At 59.2% G+C, this 25,564-nt stretch carries 23 protein-coding genes; 9 read left to right on the top strand and 14 right to left on the bottom strand.

Annotated elements, in window-relative coordinates:
• Positions 1 to 41: 41 nt before the first annotated feature.
• Both MHZ97_RS20745 and MHZ97_RS20740 read right to left on the bottom strand, forming a co-directional pair.
• Positions 42 to 500: a DMT family transporter gene (locus MHZ97_RS20745; RefSeq protein WP_103796441.1), complete on the bottom strand. Its 459-nt coding sequence runs from the start codon at positions 498 to 500 to the stop codon at positions 42 to 44.
• A gap of 1 nt (position 501) precedes the next feature.
• Positions 502 to 936: a DMT family transporter gene (locus MHZ97_RS20740; RefSeq protein WP_103796569.1), complete on the bottom strand. Its 435-nt coding sequence runs from the start codon at positions 934 to 936 to the stop codon at positions 502 to 504.
• Positions 937 to 1,032: 96 nt separating this feature from the next.
• Here MHZ97_RS20740 and MHZ97_RS20735 point away from each other — a divergent pair, with 96 nt between their 5' ends.
• On the top strand, positions 1,033 to 1,992 hold the full coding sequence (locus tag MHZ97_RS20735) for a LysR family transcriptional regulator (protein ID WP_103796440.1): 960 nt from the start codon (positions 1,033 to 1,035) through the stop codon (positions 1,990 to 1,992).
• Between the two features lie 500 nt (positions 1,993 to 2,492).
• Positions 2,493 to 3,698 (top strand): diguanylate phosphodiesterase, encoded by a 1,206-nt coding sequence (locus MHZ97_RS20730; RefSeq protein WP_103796439.1) that lies wholly within the window; start codon positions 2,493 to 2,495, stop codon positions 3,696 to 3,698.
• A 54-nt stretch (positions 3,699 to 3,752) separates the two neighbouring features.
• On the opposite strand, the gene MHZ97_RS20725 is transcribed toward MHZ97_RS20730, so the two are convergent.
• Positions 3,753 to 3,968 carry a hypothetical protein gene (locus MHZ97_RS20725; RefSeq protein ID WP_103796438.1) on the bottom strand — a complete coding sequence of 72 codons (216 nt, stop codon included), beginning with the start codon at positions 3,966 to 3,968 and terminating at the stop codon, positions 3,753 to 3,755.
• 73 nt (positions 3,969 to 4,041) lie between these two features.
• Entirely contained in the window at positions 4,042 to 4,923 is an 882-nt protein-coding gene (locus MHZ97_RS20720) for an alpha/beta fold hydrolase (RefSeq protein ID WP_103796437.1), read from the bottom strand.
• 170 nt (positions 4,924 to 5,093) lie between these two features.
• Between MHZ97_RS20720 and MHZ97_RS20715 the strand changes: the two genes are divergently transcribed.
• From MHZ97_RS20715 to MHZ97_RS20705, 3 genes are all read left to right on the top strand, one after another.
• On the top strand, positions 5,094 to 5,684 hold the full coding sequence (locus tag MHZ97_RS20715; RefSeq protein WP_239315155.1) for an ABATE domain-containing protein: 591 nt from the start codon (positions 5,094 to 5,096) through the stop codon (positions 5,682 to 5,684).
• 565 nt (positions 5,685 to 6,249) lie between these two features.
• Positions 6,250 to 7,578, top strand: a complete 1,329-nt coding sequence (locus tag MHZ97_RS20710) for an MFS transporter (protein WP_239315156.1) — start codon at positions 6,250 to 6,252, stop codon at positions 7,576 to 7,578.
• A 309-nt stretch (positions 7,579 to 7,887) separates the two neighbouring features.
• The gene (locus MHZ97_RS20705) at positions 7,888 to 8,598 is read left to right on the top strand and encodes an IclR family transcriptional regulator (protein ID WP_103796434.1); all 711 of its coding nucleotides are present in this window, start codon (positions 7,888 to 7,890) and stop codon (positions 8,596 to 8,598) included.
• 85 nt (positions 8,599 to 8,683) lie between these two features.
• Here MHZ97_RS20705 and aroD read toward each other — a convergent pair whose 3' ends face one another.
• Both aroD and MHZ97_RS20695 read right to left on the bottom strand, forming a co-directional pair.
• Positions 8,684 to 9,529 (bottom strand): type I 3-dehydroquinate dehydratase, encoded by an 846-nt coding sequence (gene aroD / locus MHZ97_RS20700; protein ID WP_239315157.1) that lies wholly within the window; start codon positions 9,527 to 9,529, stop codon positions 8,684 to 8,686.
• Positions 9,530 to 9,824: 295 nt separating this feature from the next.
• Positions 9,825 to 10,532 (bottom strand): phage antirepressor KilAC domain-containing protein, encoded by a 708-nt coding sequence (locus MHZ97_RS20695; protein ID WP_199187333.1) that lies wholly within the window; start codon positions 10,530 to 10,532, stop codon positions 9,825 to 9,827.
• A 288-nt stretch (positions 10,533 to 10,820) separates the two neighbouring features.
• Here MHZ97_RS20695 and MHZ97_RS20690 point away from each other — a divergent pair, with 288 nt between their 5' ends.
• The gene (locus MHZ97_RS20690) at positions 10,821 to 12,014 is read left to right on the top strand and encodes a zinc-dependent alcohol dehydrogenase (protein ID WP_103796432.1); all 1,194 of its coding nucleotides are present in this window, start codon (positions 10,821 to 10,823) and stop codon (positions 12,012 to 12,014) included.
• A gap of 38 nt (positions 12,015 to 12,052) precedes the next feature.
• On the opposite strand, the gene MHZ97_RS20685 is transcribed toward MHZ97_RS20690, so the two are convergent.
• The 3 genes from MHZ97_RS20685 to MHZ97_RS20675 all read right to left on the bottom strand — a co-directional run bounded on the left by MHZ97_RS20685 (position 12,053) and on the right by MHZ97_RS20675 (position 13,614).
• On the bottom strand, positions 12,053 to 12,400 hold the full coding sequence (locus tag MHZ97_RS20685) for a hypothetical protein (protein WP_103796431.1): 348 nt from the start codon (positions 12,398 to 12,400) through the stop codon (positions 12,053 to 12,055).
• A 30-nt stretch (positions 12,401 to 12,430) separates the two neighbouring features.
• Positions 12,431 to 12,604 carry a hypothetical protein gene (locus MHZ97_RS20680; protein WP_199187332.1) on the bottom strand — a complete coding sequence of 58 codons (174 nt, stop codon included), beginning with the start codon at positions 12,602 to 12,604 and terminating at the stop codon, positions 12,431 to 12,433.
• Positions 12,605 to 12,927: 323 nt separating this feature from the next.
• Positions 12,928 to 13,614: a hypothetical protein gene (locus MHZ97_RS20675; protein ID WP_239315158.1), complete on the bottom strand. Its 687-nt coding sequence runs from the start codon at positions 13,612 to 13,614 to the stop codon at positions 12,928 to 12,930.
• Positions 13,615 to 13,782: 168 nt separating this feature from the next.
• Here MHZ97_RS20675 and MHZ97_RS20670 point away from each other — a divergent pair, with 168 nt between their 5' ends.
• The gene (locus MHZ97_RS20670; protein ID WP_103796430.1) at positions 13,783 to 14,460 is read left to right on the top strand and encodes an SOS response-associated peptidase family protein; all 678 of its coding nucleotides are present in this window, start codon (positions 13,783 to 13,785) and stop codon (positions 14,458 to 14,460) included.
• Positions 14,461 to 14,556: 96 nt separating this feature from the next.
• Positions 14,557 to 15,957, top strand: coding sequence for a H(+)/Cl(-) exchange transporter ClcA (gene clcA / locus MHZ97_RS20665; protein WP_103796429.1), 1,401 nt, complete (start codon positions 14,557 to 14,559; stop codon positions 15,955 to 15,957).
• Here clcA and MHZ97_RS20660 read toward each other — a convergent pair.
• From MHZ97_RS20660 to fdhF, 4 genes are read right to left on the bottom strand one after another with little or no spacing between them, the layout of a single operon-like run.
• Complete coding sequence (locus MHZ97_RS20660; RefSeq protein ID WP_239315159.1) at positions 15,954 to 16,898, bottom strand: cytochrome d ubiquinol oxidase subunit II; 945 nt, start codon at positions 16,896 to 16,898, stop codon at positions 15,954 to 15,956. The genes clcA and MHZ97_RS20660 overlap by 4 nt on opposite strands.
• The gene (locus tag MHZ97_RS20655; RefSeq protein ID WP_239315160.1) at positions 16,895 to 18,262 is read right to left on the bottom strand and encodes a cytochrome ubiquinol oxidase subunit I; all 1,368 of its coding nucleotides are present in this window, start codon (positions 18,260 to 18,262) and stop codon (positions 16,895 to 16,897) included. The genes MHZ97_RS20660 and MHZ97_RS20655 overlap by 4 nt, the downstream gene beginning before the upstream one ends.
• Positions 18,255 to 18,743: a DUF1641 domain-containing protein gene (locus MHZ97_RS20650; protein ID WP_048782468.1), complete on the bottom strand. Its 489-nt coding sequence runs from the start codon at positions 18,741 to 18,743 to the stop codon at positions 18,255 to 18,257. Before MHZ97_RS20650 ends, MHZ97_RS20655 begins: the two co-directional genes overlap by 8 nt.
• Complete coding sequence (gene fdhF / locus MHZ97_RS20645; protein WP_239315161.1) at positions 18,743 to 21,715, bottom strand: formate dehydrogenase subunit alpha; 2,973 nt, start codon at positions 21,713 to 21,715, stop codon at positions 18,743 to 18,745. The genes MHZ97_RS20650 and fdhF overlap by 1 nt, the downstream gene beginning before the upstream one ends.
• A 342-nt stretch (positions 21,716 to 22,057) precedes the next feature.
• Between fdhF and MHZ97_RS20640 the strand changes: the two genes are divergently transcribed.
• Positions 22,058 to 23,266, top strand: coding sequence for a zinc-dependent alcohol dehydrogenase (locus MHZ97_RS20640; RefSeq protein ID WP_239315162.1), 1,209 nt, complete (start codon positions 22,058 to 22,060; stop codon positions 23,264 to 23,266).
• A gap of 222 nt (positions 23,267 to 23,488) precedes the next feature.
• Here MHZ97_RS20640 and MHZ97_RS20635 read toward each other — a convergent pair whose 3' ends face one another.
• On the bottom strand, positions 23,489 to 25,441 hold the full coding sequence (locus MHZ97_RS20635; RefSeq protein ID WP_239315163.1) for a methyl-accepting chemotaxis protein: 1,953 nt from the start codon (positions 25,439 to 25,441) through the stop codon (positions 23,489 to 23,491).
• Positions 25,442 to 25,564: the final 123 nt, after the last annotated feature.

The following is a 25,564-nucleotide window of genomic DNA, read 5'->3' as shown; positions in this document are numbered from 1 at the left end:
GGCAATCACGTATGCCTGCGCACAGGGCGCAGGCATCCGGGTCAGGCGCGCGGCTTTTTCGGCCGGTTGCTGCTGTAGATAAAAAACAGCGCAATCCCGAGGCAGACCACCGCCGCCAGACGCCCTGGCGAAAAGGCTATCGCCGCATTGCCTAACCAGCCGAAGTTATCAATCAGCATACTCATGGCGAGCTGGCCGAAGATGACCGCAACGGTGGCCACGGCGGTACCGATGCGCTGCACTGCCAGCACCATAATCACAATATAGGGAACGCCGCACAGCGCGCCCAGCAGCTGCCACTTCGGCACATCCATCAGGCTGTGCGCCTGCGGCGGCTCAAAAAAGAAGATCAGGAGCGCAGTCACCACCGCGCCCAGCGCAAAGGTCAGAAAGGCGCAGCGGAATACCCCCACTCTGGCGCCAAGCTGCCCGTTAATGGCCGCCTGAATACTCAGCAGCGCGCCGCCCAGCACCGCTAAACAGATCATAAAAATCGTCATACTAACCTCGGGCGACCAGCGCCAACGCGATAATAATAAACACCAGCGCAATAATGCGTTTGCCATCGATTCTGCGATGCGGCGTTCCCAACAGGCCGAAGTGGTCAATCACCAGGCTTTTGAATACCTGACCGGCGAGAATGCCGATCATCGTCATGGCGATACCGATGACCGGCGTCGCCAGCGTCAGGATTACCACATAGCCAGGGCCTAAAATTCCCCCGAGCAGCTGCCAGCCCGGCTGTGCGAAAAACGAGGGGCTGTTGCGCGGGCTGAAAAAGAGCATCAGCAAAAAGGTGAGCGCCGCGCCAACGCCGAAAATGCTTAGCGTCGCCCAGAGATCCCCAACCTGCTGGCCCAGCGGCCCAAGCAGCCCCGCCTCTACCGACAGCCCCATGCCGCCAGCGATAACCAGAAATATAAAAATGAGTTGCATAACCGCGTCCTTTAAATCGAAGCGGAACAGCATAATGAAGTCGATTAAGATGAAAAACGCTATAGTGTGGCAAACACCTTTGCAGGAATGGCATTAATGGATAACACCGGCTCGATAGATCTGCGCGCGCTGCGCTTTTTCCTGAGCGTGTACGATGCGCAAAACTTCTCCGCGGTGGCGCGGCGCGAAGGGGTTTCCGCCTCCGTGGTGTCGCGCACCATTCTCCAGCTGGAAGATGCGCTAGGTCAGCAGCTCTTCTACCGCAACACGCGTGCGGTGATCCCCACGGAGGCGGGCCGGCTGTTTGTCGACTATGCCCGCGCCATCGACAGCCAGTTCAGCGACGCGCGGCAGGCTTTGCAGGAGCGATCGCTTCAGCCGTCAGGACTGGTGCGGCTTAACGCGCCGGTATTTTTCGGCCAGCGCCATATTGCGCCCTGGCTGGCGGGGTTGTCGGCGCGCTACCCGCTGCTGGAAATCGAGCTGACGCTGACCGACGACTACGTCGACCCGCACCGCACCGCCACCGATCTTATTTTTCGCATCGGCCCGCTCACCGACTCCTCCTTTCACGCGCGGGTGCTGGGCAGCCAGCGCTACTATCTGGCCGCCGCGCCCGACTATCTCGCCAGGCACGGGGCGATCGCCACTCCGGATGCGCTGAGCGAACATCACTGCCTGGTCTATCGCGGCTCCGCCGGCGCCAACCGCTGGCTGTTCCGGCGCGACGGCGCGCCCTGGGTCCACTATCCGGTTATGCCGCTGCTGTCGTCGAACAATGCTGAAACCCTGCTGACCGCCGCGCTGGGCGGCATGGGAATGGTGCTTTTTCCCGACTGGCTCACGGGCGATCATCTGCGCACGGGTAAACTGGTCAGGCTGCTGGAAGAGTATGAGGCGGGGATCAATCCTGTGCCGCAGCAAATCGCAGCCATCTATCCCAATACGCGCCATCCGCCGCTCAACGTACGAGCGGTGATTGATTACTTTGTCGAGGTATATGGTTCCCCGCTTTACTGGCAGCGGGAGTCGGCAAGCGACCCTCAGCCGAAATAAATGATAGCTAACGCCAGCGCCAGAAAAACAGAGGCGGCAACAGATAGCGCTTTTTCAATGATATCTGACTCGCGGGGCATAAAACGTCCTGTCTTAAAGGGGAAAGGTGGCTCACCTGGTGATAACGCTTCTTTTTAAGCGAAGCGGTTTATGTCGGACAAAGCTCATTTAAGGTTCGCCGACGCGCATAAAGGCTGGCTGAGGTTATAGATAAATAATATTTGAAATGCAACTTTTAATAAAGCTAAGCGTCAAATGCTCTCGCCATTCCCCCTACTAAGTAAGACATTGTATTTTCAATAGTTTATCTATTTTATTAGCAGAAAAATAGCCGGGAACTGGCAGCGCACAAATTTAAGCGGAGCGGCAGTCGTTTATCACCGGTTTTTTTAAAATCCTCGCTCCACCAACTTTTTTTTATTTCTCAAAAAAACCGCTAGACAATACCGCCGCGACCTCTGTTAATGTGTGCCTCACAAAAGCTAAGACTGGAATTATCCATGCTGACAACCATTATTTATCGCAGCCATCTATCAGACGACGTGCCTGTAAAAACGCTGGATAATTTGGCCACACATGCTAATCAAATTAATGAGAACCACGACGTTACCGGTATTTTGCTATTTGACGGCACCCATTTTTTCCAGCTTCTGGAGGGTTCCGATGCTGCGGTCTGCGCCATTTACGAACGTATCTGCGCGGATAAACGTCATCATAATTTAGTTGAGTTAATGTACGACTACGCGCCGTCGCGCCGCTTCGGCAACGTCGGCATGGAGCTGTTCGACCTGCGCAAACATGACAAAGAGACGGTGCTGCAGGCGGTGCTGGATAAAGGCACCTCAAAGTATCAGCTTACCTACGACGACCGCGCCCTGCAGTTCCTGCGCACCTTTGTCGAAGCGCGAGAAAAAGGCAACTATTTCGAAATCCCGCCGACCGACAGCCTGCAATTTGTGGTAGAGGAAGCGCTGGAAAAGGCGATTGCGCCGCCGGACGCCGCTGACTGCAGCTTCGCCTTCCAGCCGATTATCGATCCGCTGATGCAGCGAATCGTCTCGCTGGAGGCGCTGATCCGCACGCCGGATGGCAGCGCGCCAGGGGACTATTTCGCGCAGTTCTCCGGCGACGACATCTATACCGCCGACATCAAATCGAAAGGGATCGCCTTCGCGCTGGCGAAAAAGCTCGATATTCAGGGCCAGACGTTATCGGTCAACCTGCTGCCGATGTCGCTGGTGGTGGTACCCAATGCGGTAGAGATATTACTGGATCAGATCAGGCAGAACGGTCTGGTGCCAGAGCAGGTAGTGGTAGAGGTGACGGAAAACGAGGTGATCTCACGCCTTGATGAGTTCACCATCGCGGTTAAACAGCTGCGCGCGGCGGGCATCAGTATTGCGCTGGATGATTTCGGCGCTGGGTTTGCCGGGCTGTCGCTGCTGTCGCGCTTTCAGCCGGACAAAATCAAAATCGACCGCAACCTGATTACCGACGTCCACAAAAGCGGGCCGAAACAGGCGATCGTGCATGCGATCCTGAAATGCTGCTCCTCGCTGGAGATCAGCGTTATCGCCGAAGGGGTCGAAAAGCCGGAAGAGTGGATGTGGCTGGAGGCGGCAGGCATCAGCAATTTCCAGGGGTATCTGTTCGCCCGACCGCAGCTGAACGGTATTCCGGCCGTCGCCTGGCCAGAAATTCAGTAGCGCTTTCAGGCGGGCCGCCTTGCGCGCGGCCCGCCTGTTATCCTCTGGCGGCGGTCAAATCTCGTCGTTCGGCGGAATCGCATTTTTCCCCAGCTTCACCAGAAAACTCCCGTCGACGCGTTTGATTTTCGCGCCGCGATCGCCCCAGTACATCGCAATGCCGAAAAACTCATCGGCGGAAAGCTCGTAGCCGATAACCACTGATTTATGTTGCCCGCTGCTGAGCAGTTCATTCAGCTCATCGAGATTGCTGGCGATAGCGTAATCCATATTTCCCCCCTGATGATTCACCAAAACCGTGTGACCAAAGTTTAACCATACGCTATCCCGGCAAATCCGCCATCTAAACCACTTCGCCGCCGAGCAGCTGCCTGATGCGCTGCGCCACAGTAGCCGCATGGGTTTCCAGCGCGAAATGGCCCGTATCCAGCAGTTCGACCTGTGCGTTGGGGTTATCCCGCAGGTAAGCCTGCGCGCCCGGCGGAATAAAGAAGGGATCGTGCTTGCCCCAGATGACCAGCGTCGGCAGCTGTTTTTCGCGAAAGAACTGCTGAAAGGCCGGATAGCGTGCCAGGTTGCTGGCGTAGTCCAGAAAAAGATCCAGCTGAATCTCTTTGTTGCCGGGTCTCTCCATCAAGAGCGTATCGAGCATATACCCTTCCGGTGCCACCAGCGTCTCATCGCTGACGCCATGCAGATATTGCCAGCGGGTGCCCGCCAGGTTAAGCACCTTGTCATGCACGATCTGACGGTTTTCCGCGGTCGGCTGCGCCCAGTAGCGGCGAATCGGCGCCCATGCGTCGCCCAGTCCCTCCAGGTAGGCATTGCCGTTTTGCGAAACCAGGCCAGTGACCCTGTCGGGATAAGCCAGCGCCAGCCGTAGCCCGCTCGGCGCGCCATAGTCGAAGACATAAAGCGCGTAGCGCTCCAGCCCCAACGCATCGACAAACGCGACCAGCGTTTCGCCCAGCGCGTCGAAGCTGTAGACGTAATGACGCGCCGCTGGCACCTCGGTAAAGCCAAAGCCCGGCAGATCGGGCGCGACCAGATGGAATTTGTCGCTCAGCAAGGGGATCAGCTGGCGAAACTGATGCGACGAGCTGGGATAGCCATGCAGCAGCAGCAGCGTGGGCAGCTCAGGGTTGCCTGCCTCGCGGTAGAACAGGCGCACGCCGTCGGCGTCGACGTAGCGATAGTGCACAGGATAGTCGGTGTTGCTGTTCATATCGGCCTCGCTAATAACTGTTAAAAGTTCGTTTTACTGGTTTCATTTTTACCCTGGCACACAATCAAAACCTTTAAAAGTTATTTTTAGCGGTTATTTTTAGCGTACCTGGGTTGCGACAGATAACCGGTTAACGTAATCTTTAAGGGTTATCAGACAGAGCGGATCCCATGAAAGCGAGAGAGAGCAGAAGCGCGGCAGCGGCCCCGCTGCAGATTGGCGACCATATGGCGCTGGATTTTTTGAACACCGTGGCGCAGGTAGACGGCGAGCCGCATGACTTTTTTCAGCGCGATGAGGATGTGGCGCGCTGGCTTGAGGCGGCGGGATGCGGCTCAGGCGCGGCAGAGAGAGAAGCGCGCGCTGGCGGTCTGCTGACGGCAGCGCGTGAGCTGCGCGCCATTATTCTGCATGCAGTACAGCGGAGAAAGCGCGAAGAGGAGTGGCAGCCGGAGCAGCTTAATCGCTTCCTGCGCAGCGCCTCCAGCTATCTGGAGCTGGCGCTTAACTTCGACGGTCAGCCTGAGTATCGACGCCTCTACGCCGCGGCCACGCCGGAGCAGCAGCTTGCCCCCGTGGCGGAGCAGGCTGCCGACCTGCTGGTTAACGGTGATTTCTCGCTGGTGCGCGAGTGCGAACATCCCGACTGTACGCTGTGGTTTTACGACCGCACCAAAGCGCATCGCCGCCGCTGGTGCAGCATGGCGCTTTGCGGCAATCGGGCCAAGGCGGCGCGGTTTCGCCAGATGACCCAGAGCTAAAGCCGTGAAGTCCGGCCGCGACGGCTCGGGTTAGCCTCCCCGACTCTCCAGCGGCCAGCCCTTTTAACTGCCCCAGTACAAACAGACGCTCTGTCTGTTTGATCCAGCCAGCTGTAGCTGCCCCCTGCTTTGATTTCTGCCCTGGCAGACGGCGGCTATTCCTTGTCGGCTTTATAAGCCACTCCGCCCTGACGCACGCTTTTCCCCCAGGCAATTCGCAAGCACTTACCGCTGATAGTCGCGCATGATTTCCCCTCTCGCCTCCTGAACGGGCGATCGATGCCTCAGACATCGTCGGCAACCGAGTTAGCCAGGCGATTAAAAACCGGGTCAGTCCGGCGCGGGAGCTTTACCGGGCGCATAGAGTTTTAATGCCATCACATAACCGCCATTATCGCGTTAAGTTTTTGTGACATCTCCCTCAACCTTGCAACATCTCTCTACAGATATCACGCCATACAGAGATAATGAGTTGTACTCTGCACACAACAGTTTTACACAGTAAAACAACCCTACTCCCGCAAGGCGCGCTTTGCCGGGGACGACTTCTGTTAAGAGGTACATCATGTCTGAAAAGATGCACGCTTCAACTGCGCCCTCAGAGCTGGAAAGGGAGACCGTCAGGCGCGTCGTCTGGCGTATTCTGCCCTTTTTGATCGTCTGTTATCTGATTGCGATCATTGACCGGGGCAATATCGGCATGGCATCGCTGCAAATGAATGAGGATCTGGGGCTGTCGAAAGCGGTTTTTGGTCTGGCGAGCAGCCTGTTTTTTGTCGGCTATTTCCTGTTTGAAGTGCCGAGCAACCTGGCGATGCAAAAGGTCGGCGCAAAGATCTGGATCTCCCGCATCATGATTACCTGGGGCATCGTATCGGTCTGCACCGCCTTTGTCGAAAGCAGCGAAATGCTCTATCTGCTGCGCTTTCTGCTGGGCGCTGCAGAAGCCGGCTTTTTTCCCGGCGTGCTACTCTATCTGACCTACTGGATCCCGGCGAAGTATCGCGCCCGCGTTATCGCCACCTTTATGGTAGCGATCCCGGCCGCTAACTTTATCGGATCGCCGATTTCCGGCGCGATCCTGTCACTGGACGGCTGGTTAGGTATGCGCGGCTGGCACTGGCTGTTTATTCTCGAAGGCGTTCCCGCCGTGCTGCTGGGCGTGGCGGCGTTCTTTATACTGAGCAACCGCCCGGATAACGCCAACTGGCTTACCAGTGAACAGCGCAACTGGCTTTCATCGACCCTGGCAGCGGAAAATGCGCAGCGCAAAGCCATTGGCCATATCTCTCTGTGGCAGCTGCTGCGTCACAAGCATATCTGGGTGATGGCGCTGATCTACGCCGGCGCTTCCGCTGCTGGTTCGACGCTCAGCGTCTGGTCGCCGCAGCTGTTGAAATCGTTTGGGCTGGATAACTTTACCACGGGGCTGGTGAACGCGATTCCTTACGGCCTGGCATCGGTGCTGATGATTGTCTGGGGCCGTAGTTCTGACCGCACCGGCGAACGTCGCTGGCATACCGCCGTGACCCTGTTCCTGATTGCGGGCGGCCTGCTTTCCGCCTTTATCAGCCAGTCGCTCACGGGCAGCGTGGTGATCCTTTCGCTGGTTCTGATCGGTGCCTATTCGATGAAAGGGCCGTTCTGGGCGCTGGCGTCAGGCTGGTTATCCTCTTCGACCGCGGCGGCCGGACTGGCAGCTATCGGCGCCGTCGCCAATCTAATCGGCGGCGGGCTGATGGTGAACGTCTATGGCATGATTAATCAGTCCACCGGCAGCCATACCCTGGCGATGATGCCGCTGGCATTGCTCTGCGCGGCGGGCGGCATCGCTGTCCTGGTGATGGGACGCAAATCTCAACTGCGGGTAGAGGCAGAAGCGCAGCCGCGATAAGCGGTCGGTACAGAAAAAAAAAGGCGCGTTAAGCGCCTTTTTTATTGCCCGCACCCCATACCAGCGCTCTTTTGCTGCCGCCTGCTCAGGAGAGGGCAGGCCGCCACACACTCGGTTTTCACGGATGCTGCGTTTTAAAAAAGGATACAGGATAAGAGGCTATAGCCGTTGCCGTTGTTTTACTGTATACAACAGCCATAGCCAGTGAGAGCGTGGCAGAGACGGCTAAAGGTTTCGTTGTGATGTAAACACGATGTAAATCGCAAATGCCAGGTTACAATCCGACGCGCCAAAATCAGGAGGATCAGGATGGGAAATGAAGGTGTAGTCGCCGTCGAAAAAGCGCTGGCGCTGCTGGACTGCTTTAAACCGGGCGAGGAGTCATTGACGCTGACCGCGCTGGCGCAGGCCTCTGGTCAGCACAAGACCACGGTCTATCGCCTGATGAATTCGCTGGCGCGAATGCATTATGTGATCCGGCGTGAGAACGGCAGCTACTCGCTTGGGCCGCGTCTGCTCTATCTCGGCAAGCTCTATGAACAATCTTTTCATCTGGCAAGCATCGTACAGCCGGAGCTGCATGCGCTGGCGGCCTCCACCGGTGAAAGCGCCTCCTGGTACGTTATCGAAGAGGGGCAACGGCTCTGCCTGTTCCGCGCCGAATCGTCGGAGGGCCTGCGCGAAACGCGACTGGCGGGCAGCGCGCTGCCGCTGGACAACTCCGCTATTGGCCAGGTGCTGCGCCACTGGGGTCTGCATGAGCCGCTGTTTGACCAGACGCCTGCGCTGCCGCTCTATACGTCCGGCATGCGCGACCCGCATATCGCCGCTTTTTCGCTGCCGGTCTTTGGCGAGGGCGATGCCCTGACCGCCGCGCTGGCGATCACCGGTCCCGTATCTCGCCTCACGCCGGATCGCATCGATAAAGACGTTGGCCGCATCATGCAGGAGACCGCTTATCGCCTCTCAACGCGGCTGGGCGCCAGCAAAGGATTTTGCGACCGCTTTTATCCGCGCTGACGGCTGCCGGAAAAGGCGGCTGAGGCTCGGGCGTCGCCATGCACTGCGCGGCCTCCACGCTGAGAGCCGACTCGGTGGTTAGGTTTCAACCTGATGACGCATTCGCCTTGTGCAGCGCGCTCATCGCCCGATCCAGCGCCTGCACCTCAAGCTGTCCCGGCGCGGAGGCCTCGTCCAGGGTGCCAAACGTCAGGTTGCTGCCGAACACCTCGCCCGACATGCGCGTCACCGCGCCCAGGCCGCCCATCGCCATGGTAAGCAACGGCCTGTCGCTGCGCTGACGCATCTGCCAGGTAACGTCGCTCAGGCGGCTGACATCCTGTGGCGTTTTCGGCATCACCGCGATCTTCAGAATGTCCGCGCCGTGCGCCTCCTGCCACGCCAGACGCTCTAGCATATCGGCGTTATCCGGCGTCGACTGGAAGTCGTGATAAGAGAGGATCACCGCGATCTGATGACGGTGCGCCTGCGCCACCAGGCGATCCACCGCCTGTGCGCCAATGCGCATTTCGATATCGATAAGATCGGCGCAGCCCGCCTCGAGCCACTGCTGATAGAGCGCAATATAGCTGGCGTCGTCCGGCGACAGGCTGCCGCCTTCGTTTTGCGTGCGCAGCGTCAGCAGCAGCGGTTTGCCCTGCAGCGCGCGGCGCATATCTCGCCCGAGTTGCGCCACCTTATCAACGTGGGTAGCGAAGCTGAGCTTATCAACGCGCAGTTCCACCATCTGCACCTGCGGCGTTTGGGCCGCCTGGCGCGCCAGCTTCAGGGCGCTGTCCGCATCGTCGCCGGTGGTCGACACGATAATGGCCGGTTTGCCCTGCTGAATCGTAAGATTGCCGACCTGTAACGGCCGCACATCAGAAGACGGCAGTTCGGCCGCCGTGGCGGAAACCGCCATCATCAGCAGCGCTAAAGGTGCTTTGAGCATAAAACCTCTCCCTGTCCTGAATAAAACCCAGGGTTTAAGATCTAGCTCACACTTTTACCGCCAGCAAGCCACAATGCACCGCCGCTGCCCTCAACGGGCGCTTCCTCTGCGTGCGGCGAAGGGGATAACGACGCCCTGCACGTCAGCTTCTGCTTTTCGCTTCGCGCGCCGCGGCGAAGCGACAACGCTGGAAGGTGCCGCTTTCAAGGCAGCTGTAAATTGAGTTTGAAAGGGCTGAATGGCAGACATAAAAAAACCGGTCAGCGACCGGTTTTTTAACGCACAGCGATCAGTGTCAGGCGGCAACGCCTTTAGTCTGCGTCGCGATATGCCCCGCCCACAGGCTGGCGACCCACTTCACCCCTTTTGCGGTAAAGCGCGCCTGCGAAAACGCATGCTGGTTTTCGCCCACGCCCGAGCGCAGCGTAAAGTAACCCGCCTGCATATGGTGATGCTGCGGCGTCAGGGTGCCTTTATCGCGGTACATGATGTTGCGCTCCAGCAGGAACTGGCGAAACTCCGGCTCTTTTACCTTCAGCATTTTACACAGCTGACGAAAGCCGAGTGAATCCGTAACCTCGACAAAGCGATCAAAAAATTCCGCCTTTGGGGCTGAAAGCGCCAGCTGCTCTTCGGCGGCGCGGCGCTGCTCGAACTGCTCTGCCCAGGCGCGCGCGGCTTCGGCGGGATTAGTAAAGTCAGGCAGATGCGCCACTTTCTCGCGCTCCTGCCATTTATCCAGCAGATCGGCGGTAAAGCCCGGCGACAGGCGCGCCACGGCTAACAACGAGTCGCGCTTGTTCAGGCAGAACTCCTGACGCATCTCTCCTTCGTGCTCGTAAAGGTTGATCGTCAGCGGCTGCGAAAGCCGCTGCGCGGTTTCCAGGCTTTTGATCAAGCGCTTTACTTCGCCGTGAGTAATACCGGTCAGTCGGGCGATTTCACGGCTGCTCATCAGGACAGAAGCGTTGAGAGCAGAAAGATTTTCAGTAGAGAACATCATCAGCGTCACCTCATGCAAACTTACGCAGCCGTTCGGGCTGTTGAATAAGTATACAGGATACTGGTGTTATATCCAGTATTTTATTTAAGCGATTTACTAACGGATTTGCCGTCTCGCCTGATTGCGCAACAGCCGCCGCGCTTGCTTTACCCGTATCTGCGGCCAGGCTTAAACCATCCCTGACGTCTTCGCCTGGCGTGCCCCGTAAGCCGGGAAAGCGCGCCGCGGGCGTGGACTTTCCGTGTTGCGTCATGGCGACCGGCACACTCATCAAGAAAGGATGTTGATATGAGAGCACTGACCTATCATGGCCCGCATCGGGTTCGCGTTGAGACCGTTCCCGATCCCGTCCTGCAGGAGCCAGACGATATTATTTTGCGCGTGACGGCTACGGCGATTTGCGGCTCTGATCTGCATCTCTATCGCGGCAAAATCCCTGGCACCGAGCATGGCGAAATCTTCGGCCATGAATTTATGGGCGAGGTGGTTGAGGCGGGTACGGCCGTTACCAGCGTTGCGGTTGGCGATCGCGTCGTGGTGCCCTTTGTTATTGCCTGCGGCGACTGCTTTTATTGCCATCTGCATCAGTATGCCGCCTGCGAGACCACCAACAGCGGTCGCGGTGCCATTCTGAATAAAAAGAATATTACGCCGCCGGCGGCGCTGTTTGGCTTCAGCAACCTTTACGGTGGCGTGCCCGGCGGGCAGGCGGAGTATGTGCGCGTGCCGAAAGCCAACGTCGGCCCGTTCAAGGTGCCGCTGACGCTGCCGGACGATAAGGTGCTGTTTCTCTCTGACATCTTACCGACCGCCTGGCAGGCGGTGCAGAACGCCGCTCTGGATAAAGGCTCCAGCGTGGCGATTTTCGGCGCCGGGCCGGTGGGGCTGCTGAGCGCCGCCTGTGCGCGACTGGTGGGCGCGGAACAGATTTTTATGATCGACCATAATAATTACCGGCTGGAGTTTGCCCGTCAGCGTTACGGCGTCACGCCGATCAACTTTGACGATATCGACGATCCGGCCGCCTGGATCATCGAGCATACAAAAAATAATCGCGGGGTAGACGCGGTTATTGACGCGGTCGGCTTTGAAGCCAAAGGCAGCCTGACCGAGACGGTGCTCAGCAACCTGAAGCTGGAAGGCAGCAGCGGTAAAGCGCTGCGTCAGTGTATCGCCGCCGTGCGCCGCGGCGGCGTGGTAAGCGTGCCGGGTGTCTATGCCGGCTTTATCCACGGCTTTATGTTCGGCGACGCCTTTGATAAAGGACTGACCTTTAAGATGGGACAGACGCACGTGCAGGCCTATCTGCCGCGCCTGCTGTCGCTGATTGAACAGGGGCTGCTGACGCCGGAAGAGATCGTTACTCACCATATGTCGCTGGAAGACGCAGCGCACGGCTATGAGATCTTTGAGAAGCGTAAGGATGACTGCCGCAAGGTTATTCTGGTGCCGGGGATGGCGTCGCAGCACGCCGCCAGCTAATGCGGTCGTCCAGGCTGCCAGCGGCAGCCTGGCGGCGGTTAGCGCACGATATCTTCATCGCTGTCGTTAAGCTCCGACAGCGAAATTTCGCGCGACGGGGCGTTATCGAGCCGGTCGCCATATTCGCCACGCACGTCGGGCAGGCTGGTGAACTGCCCGTCGACGAATAAAAAGCTCAGGTGGCGGGCGACATCATTCAGCATCTCCTCCGCCTCATTCTCCGTTGTGCCTTTCGCCTCTTTGCCGTCGAGCTGCCAGCGTAGCTTACCGCCAACCTGCTCCGCGCCGCCGATATCGACCACATGGCCATCAATATTTTCCACCAGCAGGCGAGACTGGCAGTAATAAAGCAGGTAAGGCATCAGGTCACGTTTATTTTCAGACATCTCTTCTCCTGCGGCAGATTATTTCTGCGGTTAAAAATGGAAATAATAACGTAGCGCATAAATCGCCCAGTAAATGGCGTTCGCCGCCAGATAAGCCCAGCATCCCCAATAAGCGACAGGTTCACGTCTGGTTCGGAGTTTAGGCAAGAAAGCCAGCAGATAGCCTGCAGCGGCGATAAGCGAAACAAAATAGAAAAACTTCATCTTTCCTCCTTAAAGTCATTTATTTACTAGAAGGATAGTCAGTTTTTACGGTTATAGCGGAAGGAAAGCGTAAACAGATTTAAAGCTGGAATGGACGCGCTGCGCTTAAACATCAGCGCCGGCCAGAAATAGGTTCACATTCGCCCTTTTTTCTGTGAGTTCGGTTTGGTTTTGCCACAATACTTTTACTGAAAGTGAAACTTAATCGCGTTCTCTGACTATTACGGGAATGAAACTTAATAAAAAAAGCGGCTGCAGATTAGGCCGTCGCCGCTTTTTGAAAATGCTGACGCGCGCGCAGCGTTTTTATCCTGAACGACGCGTCAGGAGGATTTTTTCAGCAGTCGTGGCAGCTGATTCTCAAGCTCCAGCAAACAGGCATCCATCATCTTCTCTGTCTCCTGGGTCACTTTCTGATAGTTGTTGGCCTGCCATTCAGCCAGCGGCGCGGTTTTCGCCGCAGGCTCGCAGCTGGCAACCGTATAGGCGCTAAACAGCGTGCCGCCCTCCGGGCGTTTATAGAAGATTACGCGGTAAGAAAGGTCATAATTGCTGTTAGCGGAGGATAAATCTGTGTAGACCAGCGACCAGTGTGACGCGCCGATAAAGAGTATGTTCTGATAAGCATAACTTCCGCCGTTCTGATCTAAATAGCGTGCGATTTTCGCTTCTGCCTTCGGTGCGAAGTAATGACTGGTGGGTTCTGGCAGGGCGTCTATCTTGCTGCCCCGATACCCTTTTTTATCAAACATATCGGAGCTGGCGCTGACGCTGCCCAGCAGCGCACCTACCGCAGTCAGACCGGCTACTACGCCTGTGGAGGCTGGCCCTACAACGCGCAGGTGATCGTCAGCATAGTGGCTGCCGTTCATATCGGGCTGCGCCAGAGAGGTATAAACTTCCAGGCTACTTCCACCTGAGCCTTTAACTACCGTGGGTTTCTTGCCTCCTGCGCATCCTGCAAGGAGGGCGATAGCAAGCGTGCCTGCTGCAAAAGTCTTGATGTTCACTGACCTTTCCTTTGTTAACGTCCCTAATGTATCTCATCCCGCGTGGCGTCTGGCGTCAGCGCGGCGTATAGCAATCAGTCACTATTAACGGACGTAAGCCGATAAGCTTTAGTAATGAATCTAATTTATTCAGGGAGAAAGCTATGCTTAACAGCGGAGGTAACAACTATGTGTGGACGCTTTGCGCAGTATCGCAGCCGGAACGACTACTTTGACGCGCTCGGCATCGAAGATGACGAGCTGATTTACGATCCCGAACCTGTCGCGCGCTATAACGTCGCGCCGGGCACCCGCGTGCTGTTGCTCAACATGCGCGACGACCATCTGCATCTTGACCCGGTTTTCTGGGGCTATGGCCCTGAGTGGTGGAATAAACAGCCGCTGATTAACGCGCGCAGTGAAACCGCACCCACCGGACGCATGTTTAAGCCGCTGTGGCATCATGGCCGCGCCGTGGTGCCCGCGGACGGCTGGTTCGAATGGAAAAAAGAGGGCAGCCGCAAGCAGCCCTATTTTATCTACCATCAGCAGCGCGAGCCGCTGTTTTTCGCCGCCATCGGCAAGGCGCCTTTCGACAGAGAGCACGGCCATGAGGGATTCGTTATCGTAACGGCGGCGAGCAATAAGGGCATGGTGGATATCCACGATCGCCGTCCGCTGGTGCTGCGCGCCGACGCCGTCGAGGAGTGGCTGAGCGAAGAGACCTCCCCCGAACGGGCAAAACAGATCGCCGACGAGGCGGCGCTGCCGGAGAAGGTGTTTCGCTGGCATCCGGTGACGAAAAAGGTTGGCAATATTCACAATCAGGGCGAAGAGATGATAGAGGAGACGGCCGAAGCGGAGTAGCTCCCTGCTGCGCCAGGTTATCAATCAACCGATCTCAGGGCAGGACGGAAAAAGGCGATTGCAGTAAACTTTAGCTCTCCTTTTCTGCAGCAGTGAATGACAGTGAATAACGAAGCGCACTCCTCAGTAAACGTTCCTCAGTCGATCCCGGCGCGTAACCGCATGTTCCGGGCGTTACTTAACCGCGATAAAACCCCTGTCGCGGTGCTTATCTCCGCCGCGCTGGTCGGCGTCATTGTTGGGCTGGTGGGCAGCGCCTTCGCCAGCGCGGTTCGCTGGGTACAGCACTGGCGGCTGTCGCTGGCCGATCCGGCGCTGCACAGCGGCTGGACCCTCTACGCGCTGGCGTTTGTGCTCTCCGCCCTGCTGGCGATGGCGGGCTATTTTCTCGTGCGGCGTTTTGCGCCAGAAGCCGCAGGTTCCGGCATCCCGGAAATCGAAGGCGCGCTGGAAGAGCTGCGCCCGGTGCGCTGGTGGCGCGTTATCCCGGTAAAATTCTTCGGCGGTATGGGCACGCTGGGCGCGGGCATGGTGCTGGGCCGCGAGGGGCCGACGGTGCAGCTTGGCGGCAATATCGGCCGCATGGTGCTTGACCTGCTGCGCATCCGCAGCGACGAAGCGCGCCATTCGCTGCTGGCGACCGGCGCGGCGGCCGGGCTGGCGGCAGCTTTTAACGCGCCGCTGGCGGGCATTCTCTTTATCGTTGAAGAGATGCGGCCGCAGTTTCGCTACAACCTTATCTCTATCAAGGCGGTCTTTACCGGCGTGATTATGGCGAGCATTGTGTTCCGCCTGATCAACGGCGCGCATCCGGTGATCTCCGTCGGCAAACTGGCGGATGCGCCAGTAGAAACCCTGTGGCTCTATCTGGTGTTGGGCATGCTGTTCGGCATGGTGGGCGTGCTGCTTAACCGGCTGATTTTTCTCTGTCAGGATACGTTTGCCCGTCTCTATAACGGACGTCTGTGGCGCGTCGTCGCGACCGGCGGCGCGCTCGGCGGCGGCTGCGGTCTGCTGGCGCTGTGGTTCGCGCCGGGCGCAGGCGGCGGGTTTGAGCTGATTCCGCAGGCGACCGCTGGCCACTATACCTTCGGCGTGCTGCTGGTGATCTTTGCGGTGCGGCTGTTCACTACGCTGCTCTGCTTCAGCTCTGGCGCGCCGGGCGGCATTTTCGCCCCGATGCTGGCGCTCGGCACCGTGCTGGGCACCGCCTTCGGCGTGCTGATGGCGGACGTTTTCCCGCTCTACCATCTGCAGCCCGCCACCTTCGCCATCGCCGGTATGGGCGCGCTGCTTGCCGCCTCGGTGCGCGCGCCGCTGACCGGCATTGTGCTGGTGCTGGAGATGACCGATAACTATCAGCTGATACTGCCGATGATCGTCACCGGGCTGGGCGCGACGCTGCTGGCGCAGTTTCTCGGCGGCAAACCGCTCTACTCCTCTCTGCTGGCACGCACCCTGGCGCGTCAGCAGCAGGCGGAGAGCGGTAAGGCTTAGCGCACTCTGCCGCGAAACACCCAGAACGCCCAGCTGTGATAGAGCAGCGTCAGCGGCATAACGATGGCGGCGCCGATAAGCACAAAGCTTTGCGTCGCCGCCGGCGCCGCGCTGCGGTGCAGATCCTGCTGCCAGGGAATAAGCCAGGGATAAAAACCGCAGGCGACGCCGACAAATACCGCTGAGATCAGCCCCAGCGTCAAAGCCAGCTGCCAGGTTGCCCGGCCGCGCCACAGCGCCAGCAGCTGCGCCAGCCAGAAGAGAAAAATCAGCGCGACAGCGATCTTGCCCGGCCAGCGCTGCCAGGCGGTCATCCAGATATCGCGATTCAGCAGCAGCACCGACAGAAACAGCACCAGCGAAAGCACCCAGCATAGCCAGGCGAGCGTGCTGGCACGCTCTTCGACATCTGCACCGATACGCCAGCGGATCCAGCAGCAGCCCAGCAGTAAGTAGATCACCATCAGCCCCAGCCCGCACAGCAGCGGCGTCAGCGAGAAGCCGATTTCCAGCCCGCGCTGCGGCTCTGCGCTGAAGACCACGCCCGCGCACCAGCCCTGCAGAAACGCCGCCAGCGCCGAGCTGGCGCACATCAGCCGATCCAGCCAGTGGCGAAAGCCCTCCTGCGCCTGCGCCCGATACTCCAGCGCCAGCCCGCGCAGAAACAGCGCCAGCACCATGGCAAACACCGGGCCGCAGAGGGTATTGAACAGCAGGCTGTAGACCGGCGGAAAGAGCGCAAACATCCCGCCCGCCAGCAGCACCAGCCAGGTCTCGTTGGCGTCCCAGATCGGCAGGATGCTGTTAACCATGCGCCTGCGCTGCGACTCCTCACGGAACCAGGGAAAGAGCATGCCGACGCCGAGATCGGTGCCGTCAAGCAGCACATAAATCAGCATCGACAGCAGCAGCGCCAGCGCCGAAAAATCAGCAAGCGTCATGGGGATGTCCTGATCTCTTGTGTGACAACGTCACCTTTAGGCTGCAGCGGCGTGGAGACCAGCCGCAGCAGATAGCGCAGGCCCAGCGCAAAGCTCAGGACGTAAACCACAACGATAGCGACCAGGATCGCCACGGTGGTGGAAAGCGACAGCGCGGAGATGCTGTCGGCGGTACGCAGCATACCGTAGACCGTCCAGGGCTGGCGGCCGATTTCCGTCACCAGCCAGCCGGCCAGCATAGCGATAAAGCCCGCCGGCGAAAGCCATACCAGCATGCGCAGCAGGCGAGGCGACGTGGTCAGGCGTCCGCGCCAGTGCTGCACGTTCGCCACCAGGCTGGCGATAAGCATGACCATCCCCAGCCCCACCATCAGGCGAAAGGCGAAAAAAACCGGGGCCACCGGCGGCAGGCTTTGCGCGTCGAACTCGCTCAGGCTTTTGATATGGCCGGTGAGGTTATGACGCAAATAGAGTGAGGCGATGTCGGGGATCGCCAGCTCCAGTCGGTTACGCTGCGCCTGCTGATCGGGCCAGGCGAACAGCCGCAGCGGCTCTCCCCGGTTCGCCGCAGGCGGATGCCAGCTGCCCTCAATCGCCGCCAGCTTGGCGGGCTGGTGCGCCAGCGTATTCTCCCCATGCAGATCGCCGACCGCCACCTGCAGCGGCACCGCCACCAGCGTGAACGAGAGCGCCGCCGTCAGCATGCGCCGCGCCGCCTGTTCCTGAACATTCAGCAGCAGACGGCGCGCCGCCACGCCCGCGATCATAAAGGCCACGGCGATCAGCGAAGCCAGCAGCATATGGCTAAAGCGAAACGGAAACGACGGCGCGGAGAGCACCATCGCCCAGCTCTCCGGCAGGAACCGGCCGCTGTCGTCGCGCGTAAAGCCGGTGGGCGTCTGTAGCCAGGAGTTAGCGGCGAGGATCCAGAAGGCGCTCAGCAGCGCGCCGAGCGTGACGAAGCAGGTGACGATAAAGTGCAGGCCCGGCTTGATTTTGCCCATGCCGAACAGCATCACCCCGGTCAGTCCCGATTCAAGAAAAAAGGCCACCAGCACTTCATAGAACAGCAGCGGGCCGATAACGCCGCCAACCTTTTGCGACAGCCCGGACCAGTGGGTGCCGAACTGCACCTCCATCACCACGCCGGACACCGCGCCGATCGCCACCGTCAGCGCAAAGACCTTAAGCCAGAAGTGCAGCGCTTCGCGCGCGCCCGGCTGCTTTCCCCACAGCCAGCGCGCCTCGAACCAGAGCAAAAAGGGCGACAGGCCAAGCGTCAGCGCGGCCAGGGTAATATGCATCCCCATGGTGAGGGCGAACTGCCCACGCGACAGCAGCAGCACCCATTCGGCATTACTCATTGCTCGGCTTTCCGCTGTAGCGGGTAATCGGCTTCTCCTCCTCGCGCTGCATGCCTGCGGAAAACGCCTCCAGCGCGGCGAACAGCGGCCGCAGTCCCTGCCATAGCTTCTCGTCGTTCAGCAGGTGCAGCACGCCGCGAATGCCGGGCGCGGCGTTCCCCTCCTGCTGCGTGGCGTCGCTGGCGGGCTTCATCGCCATCGCCGCGTCGCGCAGCGCCAGCAAAATATGGTTAAGCCGCTCCGGTGGGATGGTGCTCAGCGTCATCAGGATCAGCGAGATATTTTGCAGCGCGCTCTGCGTGCCTGGCCGGTTCAGGCCGGCAACCAGAATTTTGCCGATATCGTTATTGGCTTTGATGGCGTCGTTCGCCAGCCGCAGAAAGCCGTGCTCATGCAGGTTTTCCACCAGTTCATCCATCGCTTCCTGCGCGGTTTTCTCGGTGCGCGTCGGCGGCACGGTATAGGACAGTCGTTCTGCCATTAGAATTTCTCCGGGTGTTCAACGTGTTCAGGCGGCTCGACATAGCCTTCCTGCTGCCACTTCTGCTCAATGGGCAGATGATCCAGCGGCGTACGCTGGCCGTGGCGAAAATTATGGCGCGGAATCGGGTTCGGCTGCGGCGTACGCGCCAGTTTCGTCATATTGACGGCAATCTCCTTGTACGCCGGGGTGTTAACATCGGGATCGTGATGTTCGCCGGTGAGGCCGTTAACGCCTGGCTTGCCGTGGTGGATAGGGATAAACAGCACATTGCCCGCCACGCGATCGGTCACTACCACCGGGACTTCCACCGTGCCGCGCCGCGATTTCAGCGCGACCCATTCCCCCTCCAGCAGACCGCGCGCCTGCGCCAGCTGCGGGGAAATCTCCACAAACCAGTTAGGCGAGAGCGACATCATGCGTCCCCCCTGTCCGGTCTGGTTGGTGGACTGGAAGTGCTCCAGCATACGGCCGTTATCCAGAATCAGATCGTATTCCGCGTCCGCCTCCTCCATCGGCGGCTGCCAGCTCAGCGGATAGAGTCGCGCCTTGCCGTCCGGGAACTTGAACTTATCGGTATAGAGCAGCGGCGTGCTCTCGCCGTCCGGCGTCACCGGCCAGATTTGCGACTGCCAGCCCACCAGCCGCTCATAGCTGACGCCTGCGAAGATCTCCGCAATGCTGGCGGCTTCCGCCATAATTGCGCCGGGATTGGGGTAGTTCCAGTGATGGCCGAGGCGCGCGGCCAGATCGGTAAAGATCTGCCAGTCGGGGCGGCTCTCGCCCAGCGGATCCATCGCCGGGGAGAAGTGCTGGATACGGCGCTCGGTGTTGACGAAGGTGCCCTCTTTTTCCACGCTCGGGCTACCGGGCAGCACCACATCGGCGAACTCGGCGGTGCGGCTCATAAAAATATCCTGCACTACCATAAAGTCGAGGCGGCTGAAGGCTTCATGCACTTTGGTGGAATCGGCGTCGGAGAAGGCGGTCTCTTCGCCGGTGATATACATGGCGCGCAGTTTTCCTTCGTGGGCGTGCTGCACCATCATAAAGTTATCCGCGCCGGGCTGGTCAGAGAGCGCCTCCGGCGTCACGCCCCAGGCGCGCGCCCATTTTTCGCGTATTGCCGGGTCAGAGACTTTTTCATATCCGGGATAAACGTTGCTGAGGCAGCCGAAATCGCTCGCGCCCTGTACATTGTTGTGGCCGCGCATCGGATAGCCGCCGGTGCCGGGACGCCCGTAGTTGCCGGTCACCAGCAGCAGATTCGAGAGCGCCGTGCTGGTATCCGCGCCGTGGCTATGCTGCGTAATGCCCATCGCCCACAGCAGGCAAACGCTGTCCGCCTGGCCGATCATCTCCGCCGCCGCCGTCAGCGCTTCCACGCTCAGGCCAGTCACCTCGCTGGCGAACGCCAGGGTAAAAGGCGCCAGCGACGCGCGATACTCCTCGACCTGATTAACGCGCTCTGCCAGGAACGCCTCGTCGGCATAGCCGTGGTCGAACATATATTTCGCCATCGCCGAGGCCCACACCATATCGGTGCCCGGCTTGATGCGCAGGAACTGGTCGGCGCGGTCGGCCATTTCGTGGCGGCGCGGATCGACCACCAGCAGCTTTTGCCCGCGGTGTTTGTGGCTCTGCTTGATATGCGAGGCGATAACCGGATGGTTCTCCGCCAGATTACTGCCGACGGTGATGATGAGATCGGTTTTTTGCAGGTCGCGAATGGTGCCTGCGTCGCCGCCGTAGCCCACGGTGCGAAACAGTCCTTCAGTTGCCGGGTTCTGGCAGTAGCGAGAGGAGTTATCGACGTTATTGGTGCCGAAAATCAGCCGGGCGATTTTCTGTGTCAGGTAAGCCTCTTCATTGCTGGCCTTGCTGGAGCCGATAAAGCCGATAGCGTCGCCGCCATGCTGCCGCGCCACGTCGCGCAGCCCCTGCGCCACGCGATCCAGCGCCTCGTCCCAGCTGGCGGGGCGGAAGCGGCCATTTTCGCGGATCAGCGGCGTGGTCAGGCGCTGCGGGCTGTTGACGAAATCCCAGCCGAACTTGCCTTTGACGCAGGTGGAGATGCCGTTAGCGGGCGCATCGGCGACCGGCTGCACCTTCAGGATATGACGATCGCGCGTCCAGATTTCAAAGCTGCAGCCCACGCCGCAGTAGGTGCAGACCGTTTTGGTGCGCTTAATCTCTGCCTGACGCAGCGCATCGTCGATCAGCGAAATGCCGGTGATCGGCTCCATGCCGATACTGTTCTCCAGCGATTTAACGAAGTCGATCATCGGCCGCTTCAGCCCTTCATCCATAGCGGTAAAGGGGCCGGCGTCGGGCTGCATGGTCTTCTCCAGCAGCGCGTTGCAGGGACAGACCGTGACGCAGTGGCCGCAGCTGACGCAGCTCGATCCGGCAATCTGCGTGCCGCCATCCCACAGCACGCGCGGATGCGCCTGGGTGTAGTCGATGCTCAGCGTCTCATTTACCTCGACGTTCTGACACGCCTCAACGCAGCGCCCGCAGAGAATGCACTGGTCGGGATCGTAAGTATAAAAGGGGTTAGAGTGATCCTTGCTGGTGGGCTTGCGCTGATAGGGGTAATACTGAATCGGGATATGCATATCCGCGACGGTATTATGCAGCGTGCAGTCGCCGGTATTGTGCTCGCATACCGTGCAGTAAAGCTCGTGGCGATTCAGGATGCGATCCATCCCTTCCTGCTGCGCGGCGCGTGGCCACTCTCCTTCGCTGTTGATTTCCAGTCCCTGGAAGGTGCGCAGCGTACAGCCACGCACCTTTTCGCCGTTGGCTTCTACCCAGCAGACATCGCAGCTCTCCAGCGGCTGCAGCGCCGGGTGATAACAGACGTGAGGCAGTTTTTTTCCCTGCTCGGTAAGAAAGTCGATCAAGGGCTGATTAACGGCGCCTACCAGGGGTTCGCCATTATAAATAATGGTACAGGTTTTCTCTGACATTTAACGCCTCGCTCTCGACATTGCAATTGGCATTTGCCAGCGTGCTTTTGTTTGTTATGTAAAGTTATGTCTTCAGCTTAGCGACAATTAAAACAGCTGCCATTGGGCGGCTGCGTTTATTAATATTATTTTGTTTGAAAATGCCGCATCTTGCCTGAATCCATGCTGTAAATAACGTTAATTATCATGGCCATAAGTTATGTTGCGGGAGAATTCGCAAAAAGTGTTAAACATTGCTAACCGCTGCGGTTATTTATCTGGCGCGCAGGATTTCTGACGCTTTCTATACTTTTTAGTCCGGCTGGTTTCCAGCAAACACTATTTAAGCGGTAGAGGTGAATAATGAAAGCACTGGTCTGGCACGGCGTGGGAAACATTCAGCTGGATAACGTTGCCGATCCACAGATAGAGCAACCTGGCGATGCCGTCATTCGTATTACCGCCTCGGCGATTTGCGGCACGGATCTGCATTTTATTCGCGGCACCTTTAGCGATATGCAGCCCGGCACCATCCTTGGGCATGAGGCCGTTGGCATTGTGGAGCAGGTCGGGGATAAGGTGCGTAACTTCAGCCCTGGGGATCGGGTGGTGGTCTGCTCTACGGTATCCTGCGGCGTCTGTCCACCCTGTCGCGCCGGACATACCGCGCAGTGCGACAATGCGAATCCCAATGGGCCTGAAGCGGGCACCTGCTTTTTTGGCGGCCCCAAAGCTACCGGCCCGGTGAACGGTTTGCAGGCAGAAAAAGCGCGGATTCCCTACGCCGCCAATACGCTGGTTAAAATTCCCGACGGCGTAACGGACGAGCAGGCCATTTTAATCAGCGATATTTTCCCCACCGCCTGGTTCGGCGCCGAGCTGGCTGATATTACGCGTGGGGATATTGTCGTTGTGTTTGGCTGTGGCCCAGTCGGCCAGTTCGCTATTGCCAGCGCACTGCTGATGGGCGCGGCGCGGGTGATTGCCGTGGACTGCCATGAGGATCGGCTGGCAATGGCGCGTCGTCAGGGCGCATTCCCGATTAATTTCGAGCAGGAAGATCCGGTTGAGATAGTTAAAACGCTGACCGGCGGCACCGGTGCGGACTGCGCCATCGACGCCGTGGGTGTTGACAGCCAGCATGCTCACCATGGCCCGGCCAGCGAAGAGGCGGAGAAGAAAGCGGATAAATTCGCTCAGGAGGTAGAAGAGGTTGCGCCGGAAACCCATCCGCAGCACGGGAACTGGATCCCCGGCGATGCCCCGACGCAGGCGCTGGAATGGGCGATTGCCGCAGTGAAGAAAGCCGGTCGGCTAAGCATTATCGGCGTCTATCCCCCCACCGCCGAGACGTTCCCCATCGGCAAGGCGATGAACAAAAATCTCACTATCAAGATGGGCAACTGTAACCACCATACGCATATCCCCTACCTGCTGGAGCTGACGCGCACCGGCGCCATCGATCCGGCGAAGGTGCTGACCAATGTCGAACCTGTTGAGAATGTGATTAAGGCTTATGAGGCGTTCGACAAGCGTGAGCCGGGCTGGGTGAAAGTCGAGCTGGAAGTATAAAGGCTCGGGTGATGAGCTGAAGCCTTCTCAACGCAGCTATTCTCCAGTCAGCTTCCCTGGATCCTGGCGGAACCGGCGTACGGGATGTCGCACGCAGAGGTCGATAAAGGCTGCCAGCTTCTGCACGGATGCTATGCTCACCGGGTCAGGCATTGTCCCTCGGCGACCTGCGCCTCGGGACAATGCCGGGCCAGCCGTTCGGCGCAGGCCCGGTACGTCGCCTCAGGCAGGCTGCGCCTCCAGCCGGAACTGTTCCACCGACTGCGCCAGCTGCGAGGAGTGATCCTCCATCGCGCTGGCGGCGGCGGAAATTTCCTGCACCAGCGCGGCGTTCTGCTGCGTGACGCTGTCCATCTCGTTGACCGCCACGGAGACCTGGCTGATGCCGCGGCTCTGCTCGTCGGATGCGGTGGCGATCTCGTCGATAATTGCCTGCACCGAGGTAACCGCCTGGGTGATTTCCTGCATGGTATCGCCCGCATGGCGCACCAGGCTAACGCCGCTGTCAACGCGCTGCGTCGACTCCTCGATCAACGAGGCGATATCTTTTACCGCTGCGGCGCTGCGCTGCGCCAGGTTGCGCACTTCCGACGCCACCACGGCGAAGCCGCGGCCCTGCTCCCCGGCGCGCGCCGCTTCCACCGCGGCGTTAAGCGCAAGGATATTGGTCTGGAACGCTATGCTGTTGATAATGGCAGTGATATCGCCAATCTTGCGCGCGCTGTCGTTGATTTGCGCCATGGTCTGCACCACCTCGCCCACCAGCGACTCGCCTCTGCGTGCGGTCTGTGAGGCGTTTTCCGTCAGCGTCGTCGCCTGATGCGCATTGGCGGCGTTGTGTTTCACCGTCGCCGTTAGCTGCTCCATGCTGGCGGCGGTCTCCTCCAGCGCGGCGGCCTGCTGCTCGGTACGGGACGCCAGGTTGATATTGCCTTTGGCGATCTCCTCCGCGCCGTCGCGCACCGAGGCGGTGGTCTCTTTAATCTGGCTGACCATCGCGATCAGCCGCGCCTGCATGGTATGCAGCGCATAGAACAGGCTGCTCTGGTCGCCTGCTTTCAGCGGAATGCGGGTATTCAGCTGCCCGTCCGCTACCGCCAGCGCGAAGGCGGCCGCGTCGGCGGGTTCGCCGCCCAGCGGACGCAGGACTATGCGGCTGAAAACCACGCCCAGCAGCAGGCTTACCAGCACAATGCTCGCCAGCATCATCCACAGGGCATTATGCAGCTGCTGACGCGCGGCGCTCATCACTAAATCCAGCGGCGCGGCGACCCCCAGATACCAGACGTTGCTGCTGTTGCCGATGGCGATCGGCTGCCAGGTCATCAGCGTTTTTTCACCGAGAAACGCGTCGTCCTGCTCGGTTATCGCGGTGGTCAGGCGGCTTTTGTCCCCCTTCCACAGCTGGTTGTTTTGCGCTTTATCGGGCGAAGAGACAATCTTCCCGCCGCTGGAGAGCAGCATAGCGTAGCCGGCACCCTGCCAGGGCTTGATCTCGTTAACCTGCTGCTGCAGCTTAGCCAGCGAAATATCAGAACTCACCACGCCCCAGAGTTTGCCGCGATCGATAATCGGCGTGGTGATGGAGGTGAGCAGCGTCGGCACGCCGTTATAGGCATAGCTGTAAGGTTCGGTCGGGTAATCCTTACGGGTACGCTGCGCCACCAGATAGTAGTCCCCCTGGCCTGGCGTCAGATAGGAGGTCAGAGGATGCATTTTGTAATTGCCCGCCTGATCGACATCAACAAACCAGGCATAGCGCCCTTGCGGCGGCTGGCCGCTCTGCGCGGCGAACTCGGCGTCGCGCCCGTCAAAGACATCTTTTTCCAGCATCACCGAAACAGAGAGGTAGTCTGGATTGCTGCGCAGCGCATATTCCACCAGCTTGTCGGCGACGTGGCGATCCTGAACGCTGGCATCCGGCAGCGCGATCAGGCTTTGCCCGAGGCTCTGCGCGACATCCCGCGCGTGGTTAAGGCTCTGTTCTACTTCCAGCGCTTTGCTGCGCGCAATCTGTTGCAAGTATGCTTCCGCCAGCGTGCGCTGCGCCTGGCCCGATTGCCAGCTCAGCACGCCGATGGTAACGGCAAAGCCGGTGGCGATGGTCAGCGCGCCGGTCAGCAACATCATGGCGCGGGTGCTTAATCTCTTTTTTGTTAGGCGATCCGCTTTCATCATTGATTTCCCCAGATTCAAAGACAGGCTAATAAAACAGCAGCGCTGTTATCACTCTTATCGGCGGGGGCGATTGAAACTTAAGCAGGTAAAGGCGGAGAGGCGAGGGAAAGAGGGCGAACG

This window comes from Pantoea sp. ACRSC (assembly GCF_022346785.1).
Taxonomy (GTDB): domain Bacteria; phylum Pseudomonadota; class Gammaproteobacteria; order Enterobacterales; family Enterobacteriaceae; genus Pantoea; species Pantoea alvi.
Note: the sequence above shows the minus strand (reverse complement) of the source record. Positions and strands in the feature narration are given on the sequence as shown.

Excerpts from the sequence above, each read along its gene's own strand:
- MHZ97_RS20745 (WP_103796441.1), bottom strand. The coding sequence starts at position 500 with ATGACGATTTTTATGATCTGTTTAGCGGTGCTGGGCGGCGCGCTGCTG.
- MHZ97_RS20740 (WP_103796569.1), bottom strand. The coding sequence starts at position 936 with ATGCAACTCATTTTTATATTTCTGGTTATCGCTGGCGGCATGGGGCTG.
- MHZ97_RS20735 (WP_103796440.1), top strand. The coding sequence starts at position 1,033 with ATGGATAACACCGGCTCGATAGATCTGCGCGCGCTGCGCTTTTTCCTG.
- MHZ97_RS20730 (WP_103796439.1), top strand. The coding sequence starts at position 2,493 with ATGCTGACAACCATTATTTATCGCAGCCATCTATCAGACGACGTGCCT.
- MHZ97_RS20725 (WP_103796438.1), bottom strand. The coding sequence starts at position 3,968 with ATGGATTACGCTATCGCCAGCAATCTCGATGAGCTGAATGAACTGCTC.
- MHZ97_RS20720 (WP_103796437.1), bottom strand. The coding sequence starts at position 4,923 with ATGAACAGCAACACCGACTATCCTGTGCACTATCGCTACGTCGACGCC.
- MHZ97_RS20715 (WP_239315155.1), top strand. The coding sequence starts at position 5,094 with ATGAAAGCGAGAGAGAGCAGAAGCGCGGCAGCGGCCCCGCTGCAGATT.
- MHZ97_RS20710 (WP_239315156.1), top strand. The coding sequence starts at position 6,250 with ATGTCTGAAAAGATGCACGCTTCAACTGCGCCCTCAGAGCTGGAAAGG.
- MHZ97_RS20705 (WP_103796434.1), top strand. The coding sequence starts at position 7,888 with ATGGGAAATGAAGGTGTAGTCGCCGTCGAAAAAGCGCTGGCGCTGCTG.
- aroD (WP_239315157.1), bottom strand. The coding sequence starts at position 9,529 with ATGCTCAAAGCACCTTTAGCGCTGCTGATGATGGCGGTTTCCGCCACG.
- MHZ97_RS20695 (WP_199187333.1), bottom strand. The coding sequence starts at position 10,532 with ATGATGTTCTCTACTGAAAATCTTTCTGCTCTCAACGCTTCTGTCCTG.
- MHZ97_RS20690 (WP_103796432.1), top strand. The coding sequence starts at position 10,821 with ATGAGAGCACTGACCTATCATGGCCCGCATCGGGTTCGCGTTGAGACC.
- MHZ97_RS20685 (WP_103796431.1), bottom strand. The coding sequence starts at position 12,400 with ATGTCTGAAAATAAACGTGACCTGATGCCTTACCTGCTTTATTACTGC.
- MHZ97_RS20680 (WP_199187332.1), bottom strand. The coding sequence starts at position 12,604 with ATGAAGTTTTTCTATTTTGTTTCGCTTATCGCCGCTGCAGGCTATCTG.
- MHZ97_RS20670 (WP_103796430.1), top strand. The coding sequence starts at position 13,783 with ATGTGTGGACGCTTTGCGCAGTATCGCAGCCGGAACGACTACTTTGAC.
- clcA (WP_103796429.1), top strand. The coding sequence starts at position 14,557 with ATGACAGTGAATAACGAAGCGCACTCCTCAGTAAACGTTCCTCAGTCG.
- MHZ97_RS20660 (WP_239315159.1), bottom strand. The coding sequence starts at position 16,898 with ATGACGCTTGCTGATTTTTCGGCGCTGGCGCTGCTGCTGTCGATGCTG.
- MHZ97_RS20655 (WP_239315160.1), bottom strand. The coding sequence starts at position 18,262 with ATGAGTAATGCCGAATGGGTGCTGCTGCTGTCGCGTGGGCAGTTCGCC.
- MHZ97_RS20650 (WP_048782468.1), bottom strand. The coding sequence starts at position 18,743 with ATGGCAGAACGACTGTCCTATACCGTGCCGCCGACGCGCACCGAGAAA.
- fdhF (WP_239315161.1), bottom strand. The coding sequence starts at position 21,715 with ATGTCAGAGAAAACCTGTACCATTATTTATAATGGCGAACCCCTGGTA.
- MHZ97_RS20640 (WP_239315162.1), top strand. The coding sequence starts at position 22,058 with ATGAAAGCACTGGTCTGGCACGGCGTGGGAAACATTCAGCTGGATAAC.
- MHZ97_RS20635 (WP_239315163.1), bottom strand. The coding sequence starts at position 25,441 with ATGAAAGCGGATCGCCTAACAAAAAAGAGATTAAGCACCCGCGCCATG.